The 16,591-nt window shown below is 58.9% G+C and carries 15 protein-coding genes; 1 reads left to right on the forward strand and 14 read right to left on the reverse strand.

What is annotated here, in order from left to right; translation table 11 throughout:
• Positions 1-31 precede the first annotated feature (31 nt).
• The 14 genes from lpdA to sdhC all read right to left on the reverse strand — a co-directional run bounded on the left by lpdA (position 32) and on the right by sdhC (position 15,914).
• Positions 32-1,438: a dihydrolipoyl dehydrogenase gene (gene lpdA / locus CRP02_RS24525; protein ID WP_019566054.1), complete on the reverse strand. Its 1,407-nt coding sequence runs from the start codon at positions 1,436-1,438 to the stop codon at positions 32-34.
• A gap of 64 nt (positions 1,439-1,502) precedes the next feature.
• Positions 1,503-2,147, reverse strand: coding sequence for a LysE family translocator (locus CRP02_RS24530; protein ID WP_097172538.1), 645 nt, complete (start codon positions 2,145-2,147; stop codon positions 1,503-1,505).
• Positions 2,148-2,161: 14 nt separating this feature from the next.
• Positions 2,162-2,575: an MAPEG family protein gene (locus CRP02_RS24535; protein WP_097172539.1), complete on the reverse strand. Its 414-nt coding sequence runs from the start codon at positions 2,573-2,575 to the stop codon at positions 2,162-2,164.
• A gap of 68 nt (positions 2,576-2,643) precedes the next feature.
• Positions 2,644-3,876, reverse strand: coding sequence for a 2-oxoglutarate dehydrogenase complex dihydrolipoyllysine-residue succinyltransferase (odhB, locus tag CRP02_RS24540; protein WP_019566052.1), 1,233 nt, complete (start codon positions 3,874-3,876; stop codon positions 2,644-2,646).
• A gap of 53 nt (positions 3,877-3,929) precedes the next feature.
• Complete coding sequence (locus tag CRP02_RS24545; protein WP_097172540.1) at positions 3,930-6,926, reverse strand: 2-oxoglutarate dehydrogenase E1 component; 2,997 nt, start codon at positions 6,924-6,926, stop codon at positions 3,930-3,932.
• A gap of 176 nt (positions 6,927-7,102) precedes the next feature.
• Complete coding sequence (gene sucD, locus CRP02_RS24550; protein ID WP_097172541.1) at positions 7,103-8,005, reverse strand: succinate--CoA ligase subunit alpha; 903 nt, start codon at positions 8,003-8,005, stop codon at positions 7,103-7,105.
• Between the two features lie 17 nt (positions 8,006-8,022).
• The gene (gene sucC / locus CRP02_RS24555) at positions 8,023-9,216 is read right to left on the reverse strand and encodes an ADP-forming succinate--CoA ligase subunit beta (protein ID WP_097172542.1); all 1,194 of its coding nucleotides are present in this window, start codon (positions 9,214-9,216) and stop codon (positions 8,023-8,025) included.
• A gap of 131 nt (positions 9,217-9,347) precedes the next feature.
• Complete coding sequence (gene mdh / locus CRP02_RS24560; protein ID WP_003516723.1) at positions 9,348-10,310, reverse strand: malate dehydrogenase; 963 nt, start codon at positions 10,308-10,310, stop codon at positions 9,348-9,350.
• Positions 10,311-10,486: 176 nt separating this feature from the next.
• Positions 10,487-11,650 carry a cell division protein ZapE gene (gene zapE, locus CRP02_RS24565; RefSeq protein ID WP_097172543.1) on the reverse strand — a complete coding sequence of 388 codons (1,164 nt, stop codon included), beginning with the start codon at positions 11,648-11,650 and terminating at the stop codon, positions 10,487-10,489.
• An 87-nt stretch (positions 11,651-11,737) separates the two neighbouring features.
• The gene (locus CRP02_RS24570) at positions 11,738-12,277 is read right to left on the reverse strand and encodes a protease inhibitor Inh/omp19 family protein (RefSeq protein WP_097172544.1); all 540 of its coding nucleotides are present in this window, start codon (positions 12,275-12,277) and stop codon (positions 11,738-11,740) included.
• Positions 12,278-12,482: 205 nt separating this feature from the next.
• A complete protein-coding gene (locus tag CRP02_RS24575; RefSeq protein WP_003516718.1) occupies positions 12,483-13,262 on the reverse strand; it encodes a succinate dehydrogenase iron-sulfur subunit in 780 nt (259 codons plus the stop codon).
• Positions 13,263-13,277: 15 nt separating this feature from the next.
• The gene (gene sdhA, locus CRP02_RS24580) at positions 13,278-15,119 is read right to left on the reverse strand and encodes a succinate dehydrogenase flavoprotein subunit (protein ID WP_097172545.1); all 1,842 of its coding nucleotides are present in this window, start codon (positions 15,117-15,119) and stop codon (positions 13,278-13,280) included.
• A gap of 7 nt (positions 15,120-15,126) precedes the next feature.
• Positions 15,127-15,507 (reverse strand): succinate dehydrogenase, hydrophobic membrane anchor protein, encoded by a 381-nt coding sequence (sdhD, locus tag CRP02_RS24585; RefSeq protein ID WP_003516716.1) that lies wholly within the window; start codon positions 15,505-15,507, stop codon positions 15,127-15,129.
• 14 nt (positions 15,508-15,521) lie between these two features.
• Positions 15,522-15,914: a succinate dehydrogenase, cytochrome b556 subunit gene (sdhC, locus tag CRP02_RS24590; RefSeq protein ID WP_013636889.1), complete on the reverse strand. Its 393-nt coding sequence runs from the start codon at positions 15,912-15,914 to the stop codon at positions 15,522-15,524.
• 306 nt (positions 15,915-16,220) lie between these two features.
• Between sdhC and CRP02_RS24595 the strand changes: the two genes are divergently transcribed.
• Entirely contained in the window at positions 16,221-16,589 is a 369-nt protein-coding gene (locus CRP02_RS24595; protein WP_097172546.1) for a hypothetical protein, read from the forward strand.
• Positions 16,590-16,591 lie beyond the last annotated feature (2 nt).

Here is a 16,591-nt window from a genome sequence, read left to right on the forward strand (position 1 = left end):
CTTTATGGCTGAAATTTAATATTGGCTACAATCACATATGGATCGGCTTGAAGAAAGTCGCCAGCGCCGCTTCCTTCACCGCTTCCGACATGGTTGGATGCGCATGGCAGGTGCGGCCGAGATCTTCCGAGGAACCACCGAATTCCATCAGCACGGTGATCTCGTGGATCATTTCGCCAGCGCCGAAACCAACGATATGGCCGCCGAGAACCCGGTCGGTTTCCTTGTCAGCGAGGATCTTCACGAAACCATCAGTCACCTGCATGGCGCGGGCGCGGCCATTGGCGGTGAAGGGGAACTTGCCGACCTTGTAGGCGACGCCAGCGGCCTTCAGTTCTTCTTCCGTCTTGCCGACGGAAGCGACTTCCGGCTGCGTATAGACCACGGCCGGAATGACATCGTAGTTCACATGGCCGCGCTGGCCGGCGAGAATTTCCGCAAGAGCGACGCCCTCGTCTTCCGCCTTATGTGCCAGCATCGGCCCCTTCACCACGTCGCCGATGGCGTAGATGCCATCGACATTGGTCTTGAAGTGGCCGTCGATTTCGACACGGCCGCGGCTGTCGAGGACGACGCCGGCTTCCGCAAGGCCGAGACCCTCGGTGTAGGGCTTGCGGCCGGTGGAGATCAGCACAACGTTGGCTTCCAGCGTTTCAGCCGCGCCACCCTTGACCGGCTCGAACACCACCTTTGCGCCGGTTCCCGTCTTTTCAACGCCCGTCACCTTGGCACCGAGCTTGAAATCGAGACCCTGCTTGGCGAGCAGACGCTGAGCCTGCTTGGAGACTTCGCTGTCCATGCCGCCGAGAATGGTGTCGAGATATTCGACGACGGTGACCTTCGCGCCAAGACGCGACCAGACCGAACCAAGCTCGAGGCCGATAACACCGCCGCCCACAACGATGAGCTTTTCCGGAACCTTGGAGAGCGCAATCGCGCCGGTGGAGGAAACGATGACGCTTTCATCGATATCGACCTGGACGCCGGGGATGCCCGCAACATCAGAACCGGTGGCAATGACGATGTTCTTGGCTTCGATTTCTTGGCTCTCGCCCTTGTCGTTGGTGACGGAGACCTTGCCGGCGGATACAACCTTGCCCGTGCCCTGGAAGGCATCGATCTTGTTCTTCTTGAACAGGAAGGCAACGCCGTCGACATTGGCTTTCACCACGCTGTCCTTGTGCCCCATCATCTTCTCGAGGTTCAGCTTCGGAGCGGCGACTTCGATACCAAGCGTATCAACGCCATGGGCCACATGCGCGAAGGTTTCGGAAGCGTGAAGCAATGCCTTGGAAGGAATGCAGCCGACATTGAGGCAGGTGCCGCCATAGGTCGCGCGCTTTTCGATCACTGCGACCTTCAAGCCAAGCTGTGCCGCCTTGACCGCGCAAACATAACCGCCGGGACCCGTACCGATTACAACTACATCATATGCCATGTTTCTGTTCCTGATTGATTGCGGGCAGGATTTTGAACCGCCCTGCTTCCGTTTGACCTGAAACTCAGGCCGCTTTTTCCGTTGCGAGTTTTATACCGAGAGCGATGAAGACCACGCCACTGGTGCGGTCGATCCATTGGCTGGCGCGCTGAAAAGCTGCGCGCATGCGAGGCGTCGTCATGAACAGGCTGACGCCGACAAACCACAGGATAAGGCAGCTTGCCATGACGAGCCCATATCCGAACTTGATGCCAACAGGCGTATGCGCGTGAACCACCGCCGAAAAGATCGACAGGAAGAAAAACACCGGTTTGGGGTTGAGCGCGTTAGCGGCAAAACCGAGCGTGAAGGCCTTCAAGGCAGTCTGGCCGTTTCTGGCCCGAACGCCATCTTCGCCTTCCGCAGCCGGCAATTCGGTCTTGCCAGCGCGCAGCGCCTTGATGCCGATATAAATCAGATAGGCGACACCCAACCACTTGACGATGTTAAAGAGATAGATCGACTGGGAAATGATGAGACCAAGTCCAAGGATCGTATAGGTGACGTGGAACATCAGGGATGTGCCAACACCGAAGCTGGTGATGATGGCCTGCTTGCGCCCATGCACCATGGCCTGACGCATGACCATCGCCAGATCGGCGCCGGGAGAAACGATCGCGAAAAAGAAGATCGCCATCAGAGATGCAAGTTCGATCAGATACTGATGCATGGGAAAATCAACCTCTAAAACATCAACACGAAAAGCATCAGCCCAAGACCGAGCATCGAACCGAGCCAGACCAGCGAGCGGATATAGGGCACACCAGCGAGATAAAGTGGAATATAGACCACCCGGCAGATCAGCCAGATCAAAGCGCCGGTGAAGGCCAGCCCGGACGGATCGCCGGCCATGATGACACCGAAGGCGAGCGCAATGAAAGCGGGATAGGTCTCACGAAAATTCGCCGAGGCACGCGCGGCGCGTCCGGCAACCCTGCCCTCCGGCTTCTTTTCAGCATCCCGCGGACCGGCATTCCAGTCCAGCCCGAATTCCCGCGTTGCCGTCATTCCCTGCAGCGCAATGTGAACGGCCAGCAGCAGAACGCTGAGCCCGATCAGCGGCAAAAAGGGTGACGCGGCAAGAAATGTCGGCTGCACTTTCGCTCTCCTGATGGCATTTCAGCGGGATCGACTTGAAACCCCGCTGAAACGAAAAGCAAGACCGATCAGAGATCGAGAACCAGACGTTCCGGATCTTCGAGGCTTTCCTTGACGCGAACGAGGAAGGTCACGGCTTCCTTGCCGTCAACGATACGGTGATCGTAGGAGAGCGCAAGATACATCATCGGACGGATGACGACCTGACCGCCGATGGCGACCGGACGCTCCTGGATCTTGTGCATGCCGAGGATGCCCGACTGCGGCGCATTGAGGATCGGCGAGGACATCAGCGAGCCGTACACGCCGCCATTGGTGATGGTGAAGGTGCCGCCCTGCATGTCGGCCATGCCGAGCGAACCGTCGCGCGCTGCCTTGGCGAGGCGGCCGAGTTCCTTTTCGACACCAGCGATGGAGAGCTGGTCGGCATCGCGTATGACCGGAACGACGAGACCCTTGTCGGTGCCGACAGCCATGCCGACGTGACAATAGTTCTTGTAGATGATGTCCGTGCCGTCGATTTCAGCGTTGACGGCAGGCAGTTCCTTCAGCGCGTGGGTCACGGCCTTGGTGAAGAAGCCCATGAAGCCCAGCTTGACGCCGTGCTTCTTCTCGAAAACGTCCTTGTAGCGATTGCGCAGATCCATGACGGCGCTCATGTCCACCTCGTTATAGGTGGTCAGCATGGCGGCCGTGTTCTGTGCATCCTTGAGGCGACGTGCGATCGTCTGGCGCAGGCGGGTCATCTTGACGCGCTCTTCGCGAACCTGATCCTGCTCGGCCGAAACCGGACGGGGAGCAGCAGCAGCGACCGGAGCGGCGGCAGGTGCCGAAACACCCTTGGCAACAGCGGCGAGAACGTCGCCCTTCAGAACCTGGCCACGCTTGCCCGAACCGTCGACCTGATCGGCGGAAAGGTTGTTTTCAGCAAGCAGCTTGCCGGCGGCCGGTGCCGGCGGCATGGCGCTTCCAGCCGGAGCGGCGGCCACGGCTGCGGCAGGCGCCGGTGCAGCAGCAGGCGCAGCAGGCTTTGCCGCGGGTGCAGAAGTTGCAGCGCCGGCAGCACCTTCGGCGATCTGGCCGAGAAGGGCGTCGAGACCGACGGTTTCGCCGTTCTGCACGACGATTTCGGTCAGCACGCCGGAGGCGGGCGCCGGAACTTCGACGGTAACCTTGTCGGTTTCGAGTTCAACGAGAGGTTCGTCGGCCTTGACGGTATCGCCGACCTTCTTGAACCAGGTGCCGACGGTCGCTTCGCTGACGGATTCGCCGAGGGTTGGTACGCGGATTTCAGTGGCCATGATCTAGTTCCGTTATTCGGGTGTCTTTTTTGCGGGGCGATGCGGGAGAGTTCTCACTCTCCCAGCGCGTCTTCCAGGAACGCAGCAAGCTGCGCCAGATGCTTGGACATCAGGCCGGTCGCCGGAGAGGCGGCAGCCGGACGGCCCGTGTAACGGACCTTCTGGTACTTGGCGTCGATATGCGCCAGAACCCATTCAAGGTAAGGATCGATGAACGACCACGCACCCATGTTCTTCGGCTCTTCCTGGCACCAGACCATTTCCGCGTTACGGAAACGGGAAAGCTCGTTGATGAGCGCCTTGGCCGGGAACGGATAGAGCTGTTCGACACGCAGCAGGTAAATGTCGTCGATACCGCGCTTTTCACGCTCCTCCAGCAGATCGTAATAGACCTTGCCCGTGCACATAACGACGCGGCGGATCTTCGAATCCTTCTGCAGCTTGATCGGACCATCCTTGATGACCTCCGCATCGTCCCACAGGAGACGGTGGAAGGAGGATTCGCCTGCAAGCTCCGCGAGCGACGAGGTGGCACGCTTGTGACGCAGCAGGGACTTCGGCGTCATCAGGATCAGCGGCTTGCGGAAGTCACGCTTCATCTGGCGGCGCAGGATATGGAAGTAGTTAGCCGGCGTCGTGACGTTGGCAACCTGCATGTTGTCCTCGGCGCACATCTGCAACCAGCGTTCCAGACGGGCGGACGAATGTTCCGGACCCTGACCTTCATAACCATGCGGCAGAAGGCAGACGAGACCGGACATGCGCAGCCACTTGCGTTCACCCGAAGAGATGAACTGGTCGAACACCACCTGGGCGCCGTTGGCGAAGTCGCCAAACTGGGCTTCCCAGAGCGTCAGGGCGTTCGGGCGGGCAAGCGAATAGCCATATTCGAAACCGAGAACGGCTTCTTCCGAAAGCATCGAGTTGATGACTTCGTAGCGGGCCTGCGTCGGCGAAAGATTGGCAAGCGGGATGTAACGCTCTTCGGTTTCCTGATCATAGAGAACCGAGTGGCGCTGCGAGAAGGTGCCGCGTTCGCAATCCTGACCGGACAGACGGATCTTGTGGCCGTCTACGACCAGCGAACCGAAGGCCAGAGCCTCTGCCATCGCCCAGTCCAGCCCCTCGCCGGTCTCGACCATCTGAGCACGGTTTTCCATGAAGCGCTGGATTGTGCGGTGTGCGCTGAAGCCTCCCGGAATGGTCGACAGCTTCTTGCCGATTTCCTTCAACTGCTTCATCGGCACGCCGGTCTTGCCACGACGCTGCTCATCGGCATTGTCGGCAGCGCGAAGACCGGACCACTGACCATCCAGCCAGTCGGCCTTGTTCGGCTTGTAGGACTGGCCTGCCTCGAACTCCTGCTCGAGATGGGCGCGCCAATCGGCCTTGATCTTCTCGAAATCGCCTTCGGTGATCAGACCTTCCGCAATCAGGCGGTCGGCATAGATGCGGGCGACAGTCTTGTGGCCACGGATGACCTTGTACATCTTCGGCTGCGTGAACGCAGGCTCGTCGCCTTCGTTATGGCCGAAGCGACGGTAACAGAACATGTCGATGACGACAGGCTTGTGGAACTTCATGCGGTATTCGGTTGCAACCTTTGCCGCATAGACCACCGCTTCCGGATCATCACCGTTAACGTGGAAGATCGGCGCCTCGATCATCTTGGCAACGTCGGACGGATAGGGCGACGAGCGCGAGAAGGCCGGGTTCGTCGTGAAGCCGATCTGGTTGTTGATGATGAAGTGCATGGTACCGGCAACGCGGTGACCGCGCAGGCCGGAGAGGCCGAGAATTTCGGCAACCACGCCCTGACCCGCAAAAGCGGCATCGCCGTGCAACAGGAGCGGCAGCACCTTGGCGCGTTCCGACAGCGGAATGATGTCGCCGTCCCATGTCTTGGCAAGCTGGTCCTGCTTGGCGCGGGCCTTGCCCATGACGACAGGGTTGACGATTTCAAGGTGCGACGGGTTGGCCGTCAGCGAGAGGTGAACCTTGTTGCCGTCGAATTCGCGGTCAGAGGAGGCACCGAGATGGTACTTCACGTCACCGGAACCTTCGACGTCATCAGGCTTGAACGAACCGCCCTTGAACTCGTGGAACACGGCGCGGTGCGGCTTGCCCATCACGTTGGTCAGAACGTTCAGACGGCCGCGGTGAGCCATACCGAGCACGACTTCTTCCAGACCGTCCTGGCCGCCGCGCTTGATGATCTGCTCAAGTGCAGGGATCAGCGATTCACCGCCATCGAGGCCGAAACGCTTGGTGCCCTTGAAACGCACGTCGAGGAACTGCTCGTAGCCTTCGGCTTCGACGAGCTTGGACAGAATGGCCTTCTTGCCTTCCGGCGTGAAGTCCACACCCTTGTCCGGGCCTTCGATGCGTTCCTGGATCCAGCCCTTTTCTTCCGGGTTGGACATATGCATGAATTCGACGCCGAGCGTCGAGCAATAGGTGCGCTCGAGAATATCGACCATTTCGCGCACGGTCGCATATTCGAGACCGAGGACGTTATCGATGAAAATCTTGCGGTCGTAGTCGCTTTCCTCGAAGCCATAGGACTTCGGCGAAAGCTCGTTATAGTCCTCAACGGCGCTGGCAATGCCGAGCGGGTCGAGCTTGGCGTGCAGATGGCCACGCATGCGGTAGGCGCGGATCATCATGATGGCGCGGACGCTGTCACGAGTCGCCTGAAGCACTTCGGCCGGGCTGACAGCCTTGCCGGTATCGGCGCTCTTGGCCTCGGCTTTCGCCTGAACCTTCTTCTCGATGGCCTTCTCGACCGTAGCCCAGTTGCCATCAAGCGCGGATACCAGGTCGCCGTTTGCCGGGATCGGCCAGTTGGCGCGTTTCCAGGAGGCGCCCTTGGCTGCCTTCTTCACGTCTTCCGGATTGTCGGACAACGCCTTGAAGAAGCTCTGCCACTCCGGCGACACGGAAGAGGGATCCTCTTCGTACCGGGCATAGAGCTGCTCGATATAGGCTGCATTCGCGCCGTCCAGAAACGACGTGATCTGAAACTGCTCGTTCGCTTCTTGCCTTGCCATTGTGTTCTTGCGGACTTGTCCGTCCGCCTCCTCGATGCCGTTAGGGCCGTTTATCGGCCTGCCGCTTGATTATTGCTGTCTGCCGCCGGAGCGGTATGCCGTCTGTCTGTCGTTCTTTGCGGCTTCGGGCAGCGTGGCGTTAAAGCCGCACCGCCCGTTACCGGTCTCATGTGGTCTCAGCCCTTGAGGACTTCAACCAGCGTCTTGCCGAGGCGCGCCGGGGAAGGCGATACCTTGATGCCTGCAGCTTCCATTGCCGCGATCTTCGATTCCGCATCGCCCTTGCCGCCGGAAACGACAGCGCCGGCGTGGCCCATGGTGCGGCCCTTCGGAGCCGTACGGCCCGCGATAAAGCCAGCCATTGGCTTGCTGCGGCCCTTCTTGGCTTCGTCGATCAGGAACTGTGCCGCATCTTCTTCAGCCGAACCGCCGATTTCGCCGATCATGATGATCGACTGCGTGGCTTCGTCGGCCAGGAACATTTCCAGGACGTCGATGAACTCGGTGCCCTTGACCGGGTCGCCGCCGATGCCGACAGCCGTCGTCTGGCCGAGGCCTTCGTTGGATGTCTGGAATACGGCTTCATAGGTCAGCGTGCCGGAGCGCGAAACGATACCGACCGAACCCTTGCGGAAGATGGAGCCCGGCATGATGCCGATCTTGCATTCCTCAGGCGTCATGATGCCCGGGCAGTTGGGGCCGAGCAGGCGCGAGTTCGAACGGTCGAGGCGAGCCTTGACGCGCACCATGTCCATCACCGGAATACCTTCGGTGATGCAGGTGATGAACGGGATCTCAGCCTCGATGGCTTCGATGATGGCGTCGGCTGCACCTGCCGGCGGAACATAGATCACGGATGCGTCTGCACCGGTCTTTTCCTTGGCTTCGGCAACCGTTGCAAAGATCGGCAGGCTTTCGCCCTTGGAACCGGTCCAGGTTTCTCCACCCTTCTTCGGGTGAATACCACCGACCATCTGCGTGCCGTAATAAGCAAGCGCCTGTTCGGTGTGGAAGGTACCGGTCTTGCCGGTCAGACCCTGAACGAGGATCTTGGTGTCTTTATTAACGAGAATAGACATTATTTCCGGTCCCTCAATTAGCCGTTGATCGCCGCGACGATCTTCTTGGCTGCGTCGTCCAGGTCGTCAGCAGCCGTAATCGCAAGGCCCGATTCGTTCAGGAGCTTCTTGCCAAGTTCGACGTTGGTGCCTTCGAGGCGAACAACGAGCGGAACCTGCAAACCGACTTCCTTCACCGCGGCGATAACACCTTCGGCGATGACGTCGCACTTCATGATGCCGCCGAAGATGTTGACGAGGATGCCCTCGACCTTCGGGTCGGCCGTGATGATCTTGAAAGCTGCAGCAACCTTCTCCTTGCCGGCGCCGCCGCCGACGTCACAGAAGTTTGCCGGCTCCTTGCCGTAAAGCTTGATGATGTCCATCGTCGCCATGGCGAGACCGGCACCATTGACCATGCAGCCGATGTTACCATCGAGCGCAACGTAAGCGAGGTCCCACTTGGAGGCTTCGATTTCCTTGGCGTCTTCTTCGGTCTCGTCGCGCAGCGCCTTGACGTCGTCATGGCGGAACAGCGCGTTGCCGTCGAAGGACATCTTGGCGTCGAGAACGCGCAGATGACCATTTTCCATGACGATCAGCGGGTTAACCTCGAGGAGAGCCATGTCCTTCTCGTTGAAGGCCTTGTAGAGGATCGGGAACAGCGCCTTGGCGTCTTCCGCAGCAACACCCTCGAGCTCGAGCGCCTTGGAGATCGCGGCAACGTCGGCGTCGCTCACACCCGTTTCCGGGTCGATGGCGATGGTGTGGATCTTCTCGGGCGTGTCGTGGGCAACAGCTTCGATATCCATGCCGCCTTCGGTGGAAACCACGAAAGCAACGCGACCGACCGAGCGATCCACCAGCAGCGAGCAGTAAAGCTCGCGGGCGATATCCGCACCGTCTTCGATGTAAAGGCGGTTGACCTGCTTGCCGGCATCGCCCGTCTGCGCCGTTACCAGCGTGTTGCCGAGCATATCCTTGGAATGGGAAACGACTTCTTCGATCGTCTTTGCGAGACGAACGCCGCCCTTGGCGTCGGGGCCGAGTTCCTTGAATTTGCCCTTGCCGCGGCCGCCAGCGTGAATCTGGCTCTTGACGACATAGAGCGGGCCGGGAAGCTGCTTTGCGGCGGCTTCGGCTTCTTCAACCTTGAGGATGGCGACGCCTTCAGCGACCGGCGCACCATAGCCCTTCAGAAGAGCCTTGGCCTGATATTCGTGAATATTCATGGAATAATCCCTGTTTGGAGCCGCTTGAAGCGCCCTGCATCCTTATCTGACGCAGGGCGCTTCAAGCTGTTGAATCTACGCATCGTGCCTTGCTAAAATCCAATCCGGTTTTGCGCCGATGCGTCAGGCTATTACTTCAGCGACGGAGCGATGTTGATGCAGGCTTCGCAAAGACCGGCGACAGCGCCGACGGACTTCTGGAAGGCGGCTTCTTCGTCCTTGTTCAGCTCGATCTCGATGATGCGCTCGATACCACCGGCACCGATGATCGTGGGCACGCCGACATACATATCGTCTACACCGTACTGGCCCGACAGATGGGCAGCGGCGGGCAGAACGCGCTTCTTGTCCTTGAGGTAGGATTCAGCCATTTCGATCGCCGAAGCGGCTGGCGCGTAATAGGCCGAGCCGGTCTTCAGCAGGCCGACGATTTCCGCACCGCCGTCGCGGGTGCGCTGGATGATCTCTTCGAGACGCTCGGCGGTGAGCCAGCCCATCTTGACAAGATCGGTCAGCGGAATGCCGCCAACGGTGGAGTAACGCGCCAAAGGCACCATCGTATCGCCATGGCCGCCGAGAACGAATGCCGTTACGTCCTGAACCGAAACGTTGAACTCTTCGGCGAGGAACAGGCGGAAGCGAGCGCTGTCGAGAACGCCGGCCATGCCGACGACCTTGTTCTTCGGAAGACCGGAGAACTTCTGAAGCGCCCAGACCATGGCGTCCAGCGGGTTGGTGATGCAGATGACGAAAGCGTTCGGGGCATATTTCTTGATGCCGGCGCCGACCTGTTCCATGACCTTGAGATTGATGCCGAGAAGATCGTCGCGGCTCATGCCGGGCTTGCGGGCGACGCCTGCGGTGACGATGCAGACATCAGCACCTTCGATGGCAGCGTAGTCGGACGCGCCAGTGAGCTTGGCATTGAAACCTTCAACCGGGCCGGACTGGGCAATATCCAGACCTTTGCCCTGCGGGATGCCGTCGGCAATATCGAAGAGGACGATATCGCCCAGTTCCTTCAGGCTGGCGAGATGCGCCAGCGTGCCGCCGATCATGCCAGAACCAATAAGTGCAATCTTTTTGCGAGCCATCGAATGCTTCCTCTAGAGCTTCAATTCAATTTCACCACGCCACCGGCAGCCAAATTGTCGCACTTCGATTAGCCCCATTGGCCAAAATTGGCAACAGATTCTTTTGGTGTGAATATTTTCAATCGTTTAGATCATTATTTTCTTACGTAAACGTAAGAGAATGCGTCACGAAAGTGTCAAACTTTCTGCCGCTTTTCGTGGTGGAGCGCCAGATAATCTGCACTGCGCATCTCAAACAGGCGCGAGGCGGTGCGATCGAACTCGAAACCTTCGGTACCCTTGCGCTTGCCCAGCAGGTCTTCGGGCATGGCCGCAGCGGAGGCGAACAGGCGGACGCTGTGATCGTACAGCGCGTCTATGAGAATGATAAAACGCTTGGTTTCGTTCCGTTTGTCGGCATTGAGAAACGGTATGTGGTCGATGAAGACTGTATCGAAACGATTGGCTATCGCGAGAAAATCAGAAGCGCCGAGCGGCTTTTCGCAAAGGTCGGAGAAGGAAAAGCGGGCCACACGGCCGCTGGCGCGCGGCACCAGAATGGAGCGGCCCTTCATCGGTATTTCCGTCGGTGCGACAAGATGGCCGCCGGTCATGTGCCGCCAGGCCATATCCATCGCCTGATCCGCCGCACCGTCGAGTGGCGTCACATAAACCGGCAGGCTTTCCAGCTTTTCCATGCGGTAGTCGGTGGGACTGTCCAGCGTCACCACTTCCACATGCTTCTTCAGCAAATCGACGAAGGGCAGAAACAGACCGCGATTAAGCCCGTCCTTGTAAAGATTGTCGGGCACAACGTTGGAGGTCGTCACCAATGTGCAGCCATTGGCAAAAAGCTCGCTGAACAGCCGGGCGAGGATCATCGCATCGGCAATATCCGTGACGGTGAACTCATCGAAGCAAAGAAGCTCCGCTTCCGCCAGAAGCTGGGCTGCCACTGGCGGAATGGGATCGGCCTGCTTGGTTTCGCCATTCTTGAGCTTCTGCCGATGCGCGTGCACGCGATTATGGACATCAGCCATGAATTCGTGAAAATGGCAGCGCCGTTTGGAAGAGACAGGCGCCATCTCGTAGAACATGTCCATCAGCATCGTCTTGCCGCGGCCAACGCTGCCATGGACATACAATCCCTTGACGAAGGCGGCCGGGCCAGCCTTACGAGCGAACATCCAGCCAAGTGCGCTTTTTTTCCTGGCGGGTTTGCGCGCTTTCAAATCGGCAAGGATACGGTCGAGATGGGCAGCAACGCCGCGTTGTGCGGCATCCGCCTGCAAGGTGCCAGCTGCCGTCAATGCGTTGAGCTGTTCAACGACACTATGGTTGTAGTCAGGCAATGGCTTCATGGAAAAGCGCCCCGGTCGCGGACAGACGCCCGCGACGAATGGAATGGCTTGGAACAGGCAAGGCGATCCGGATGCACCGGAAATGCTCTATCGGCTCAGGCTCAGCGGCTGGCCGCTATTGGTCGTGCCGTCAAAGCGCGCATCGGCGCTCTTGTAGACGCGGCCGATCGTATCGCCGGAACGGTTCTTGAAGAGGACCATCTTGCCGGACACTTCCCAGGACCCCATCGCCGTGAGTTCGCCGGAGCAACCACGCGTGCCGCCACGAGAACCGCTGCCGAGATTGGTGAGCGTCAGGAACATGTCGCAATTGGCGCCGCCATTGGAAACGCGCCAGTTGCCAACCATGGATTCCTTGGTGACATCAAGCGCCGTTGTCGGCGGAGCGGCAGACGCCATATCAGTGCCGCCAGGCGTCGCAGAAGCGGGTGCCGACGGGAACTGACCGCCGGAAGCACCACCGGGTGGCGGCAGGGCGCCAGACTGAACGGAGGGAACCGGCTGTGCCTGCAACGGCGGCGTATAACCGGGATTGTTGCTGGTGTTGTTGTAATCGTAGGAGGTACGTTGGCAACCGGCCAGGCTCATTACAACCGCAAGACCCGTCACCACATATCTGAATTGCATATCAAGCTCCCGATTCTCTCGCTTCCGGAAAGACCATGATCAAACAAGAAGGCTGAATTATTACCAAAGCCTTATCTTGCGCAAGCGATGGCTGGGATAATTACCATTTCGGTCGATTTTTACCGAAATTTCCCGCGCCCGGTTGTAAAAAAGGGCCGCAGTCCAAACCGCGGCCCGATAGATTTTCTGTCCAAACGAATCGTCTTCAGACGCGACGCTCGACCATCATCTTCTTGATTTCCGCGATCGCCTTGGCCGGGTTGAGACCCTTCGGGCAAGCCTGCGCGCAGTTCATGATGGTGTGGCAGCGATAAAGACGGAACGGATCTTCGAGATCGTCAAGACGTTCGCCGGTTGCTTCGTCGCGGCTGTCAATCAGCCAGCGATAGGCCTGCAGCAGAACGGCGGGGCCGAGGTAACGGTCGCCGTTCCACCAGTAGCTGGGACAGGAAGTGGAGCAGCAGGCGCACAGAATGCACTCGTAGAGACCGTCGAGCTTCAGGCGGTCTTCATGGCTCTGCTTCCATTCCTTGGCAGGCGTCGGCGAAACCGTCTTCAGCCACGGCTCGATGGAGCGGTGCTGCGCGTAGAAGTTCGACAGATCCGGAACGAGGTCCTTCACCACTGGCATATGCGGCAGCGGATAGACCTTCACCGTTCCCTTGATCTCTTCCATGCCCTTGGTGCAGGCGAGCGTGTTGGTGCCGTCGATGTTCATGGCGCAGGAACCGCAAATGCCTTCACGGCAGGAGCGGCGCAGCGTCAGCGTCGGGTCGATATTGTTCTTGATGTACAAAAGCGCATCGAGAACCATCGGCCCGCAATCGTCGATATCGATATAATAGGTATCGATGCGCGGGTTCTGGCCGTCATCCGGGTTCCAGCGATAGATTCGGTATTCGCGAACGTTCTTGGCACCATCCGGCTTCGGCCAGACTTTGCCTTCGCTGATCTGGGAATTCTTGGGGAGAGCGAGTTCAACCATATCCAGTTCCTCAAATCAGTAGACGCGAGCCTTCGGCTCGATCTTTTTCGGATCGATGCCGTCGGCGATCAGGTCGGTGTGAACAGGGCGGTAGTCGAGCTTGACATCACCTTCGGGGCTGACCCAGGCAAGCGTGTGCTTGCGCCAGTTCACGTCGTCGCGACCGCCGAACGGACCATCGACGAAATCCTCACGGGCATGCGAACCGCGGCTTTCCTTGCGCGCTTCCGCGCCGTAGACCGTGGTGATCGCGTTGGCCATCAGATTGTGCAGCTCGAGCGTCTCCACCAGATCGGAGTTCCAGACCATTGAACGGTCGGTAACCTTGACGTCAGGCAGTTCCTTCCAGATGGCGGAAATGCGCTGGCAACCGCTTTCCAGCGATTCCTGTGTGCGGAATACGGCGGCATCGTCCTGCATGGCGCGCTGCATCTTGTCGCGCAGCACCGCCGTCGGCGTCGACCCGTTGGCATAACGCAGGCTGTCGAAGCGATCCATGATCTTGTCGCAGGCGGCAGTGTCGAGAGCCGGAACCGGCGCATCGCGGTCTATGACCTGGGCTGCACGGATGGCGGCAGCGCGGCCGAAGACCACAAGGTCGATCAGCGAGTTGGAGCCGAGGCGGTTCGCGCCGTGAACCGAGGCGCAACCGGCTTCGCCAACGGCCATCAGGCCGGGAGCGATGCGTTCCGGGTTCTCGGCGTTGGCGTTCAGCACTTCGCCCCAATAGTTGGTCGGAATGCCGCCCATATTGTAGTGAACGGTCGGCAGGACCGGGATCGGCTCGCGCGTCACGTCAACGCCGGCGAAAATCTTGGCACTTTCGGAAATGCCCGGAAGACGCTCGTGCAGGATCGCCGGATCAAGGTGATCGAGATGCAGGAAGATGTGGTCCTTGTTCTTGCCGACGCCACGACCCTCGCGGATTTCCATGGTCATGCAGCGAGACACCACGTCACGCGAAGCAAGGTCCTTCGCCGAAGGAGCATAACGCTCCATGAAGCGCTCGCCTTCGGAGTTGACGAGATAACCGCCCTCGCCGCGCGCGCCTTCGGTGATCAGGCAGCCTGCGCCGTAAATGCCGGTCGGGTGGAACTGAACGAATTCCATATCCTGAAGCGGCAGGCCGGCACGTGCGATCATACCGCCGCCGTCGCCGGTGCAGGTATGGGCAGACGTTGCCGAGAAATAGGCGCGGCCGTAACCACCGGTCGCCAGCACCACCATCTTGGCGGAGAAGCGATGGATTGTGCCGTCATCAAGGTTCCACGCAACGACGCCCGTGCAATGGCCATCTGCCGACATGATGAGATCGAGCGCGAAATATTCGATGAAGAATTCCGCATTGTTGCGCAGCGACTGGCCGTAAAGCGTGTGCAGAATGGCGTGGCCGGTACGGTCGGCAGCGGCACAGGTGCGCTGCACCGGCGGGCCTTCGCCGTAGTTCTGCATATGGCCGCCAAACGGGCGCTGGTAGATCTTGCCTTCGGCATTGCGCGAGAAGGGCACGCCATAATGCTCCAGCTCATAGACCGCTTTCGGCGCTTCCATGGCAAGATATTGCATCGCGTCGACGTCGCCCAGCCAGTCAGAGCCCTTTACGGTGTCGTAAAGGTGCCACTGCCAACAGTCAGGCGTCATGTTGGTGAGCGAAGCGGCGATGCCGCCCTGCGCCGCGACCGTGTGGGAGCGCGTCGGGAAAACCTTGGTGATGCAGGCCGTGCGGAACCCCTGTTCCGCCATGCCGAGCGTTGCGCGCAGACCCGCGCCGCCGGCACCCACCACGATCACGTCATAGGAGTGATCGACGTAGGTGTAAGCCTTGCCATTCTGGGAAGGTGAACTGATCGATGCCATGGCCGATTTATCCTGCGAATGCGATTTTCAGAATGGCGAAGATGCAAAGACCGCCAATGAGAACCGCGAAAAACGTATTGAGCATCAGAAGAACGAGCTTCGAAACCTCGCCGTGAACGTAGTCTTCGATGATGACCTGCATGCCGAGCTTCATGTGAATGAGGCCGGAAACCAGCACCAGACCCATGATGACCGCAACGAGCGGGTTGGAAAGCGCCGCCGCAACTTCCGGATAGGGAGCGCCGGCATATTTGATGAGAAAGACCACGAAGAAGATCAGCAAGGGTACGTTGGCGACGGCCGTCAGGCGCTGGCGCCAGAAATGGTCGGTGCCTTCCTTGGCGGAGCCGAGGCCACGAACCTTTCCGAGAGGTGTACGCATATCCATGACAGGCTATCTCCTTAGCGCACGATCAGGGCAATGACCCAGATCAGCGCGGTCAGACAGATCGACGCTACAAAGGTCGCCTTGGCGAGTTTCGTGTTGAAGTTCTTCTCGAAGCCATGGCCGAGATCCCACATGAAGTGGCGAAGGCCGCCCAGCATGTGGTGAACGAGAGCCCAGGTATATCCGATCAGGATAAGCTTGCCGATGATCGTACCCATTGCCCAGCTGACCCAGTCGTAATAGGCAGGGCCGGAAGCAAGTGCGATAAGCCACCAGGCGACAAGAAGCGTTCCGAAATAAAGCGCCGCACCCGTGATGCGGTGCACGATGGATGCGACCATCGTCGGAATCGGCTTGTAAATTTGAAGATGCGGCGACAGAGGCCGGTTATTTGTCACGTTCGCCATCAGAACCTCGCGGCGTTTTCCCGTGCACCCGTCAGATCGGGCGCCCCCAAGCAACAGCACATGACGAAAGAATGTGCATTGCACCAACCGCGACGTTTAATCACATGGGAGCATCACGACAAGCACATTTCATGACCGATTCCAATTTAATCGATTGGTTCACGAATTTTTTTTGGAATTTTTTTGCTCGAAAATAAAAAAACGAGCATTTCCAAGATTTACGCCTTCAAAATATTTACCTTTACGTAATTTCGAAATCATGTAATTTACTATTCGTTAACCGAAAAAATCCGGAGAATGAGGCTCATGTTACAGCGTCGAATCGCAGCTCTGGCGGTGATGACTGCAGGCATTATTTTCACGGCACTGCCTCCTAGCGCGGCAGGTGATTTTTACAGTCGCCACCATTATCAGCATCGTCAGTCGCAGTTGAGCTTCTCCACGGACGGACTGCCCTCCACCCTTTCCGGCGGCACTTATGTGGGTGGAATATCCGCCTTGAGGGTCCGCGGGAACGGCAATTATTTCGCGATCAATGGTGGGCTTTCGCGACAAGGCGCAACCGTCAATATGGGCGCGCAGCTGGCACCGAAGGCGAAAATCATCAACGTCCGCGCCGAAACGGCAGGCGACGCCTGCGATTATCAGCACGGCGTCTGCATCATCAGGCCCTGATA

It is taken from the genome of Rhizobium sp. AN5, assembly GCF_900215255.1.
Classification (GTDB): Bacteria; Pseudomonadota; Alphaproteobacteria; order Rhizobiales; family Rhizobiaceae; genus Agrobacterium; species Agrobacterium tumefaciens.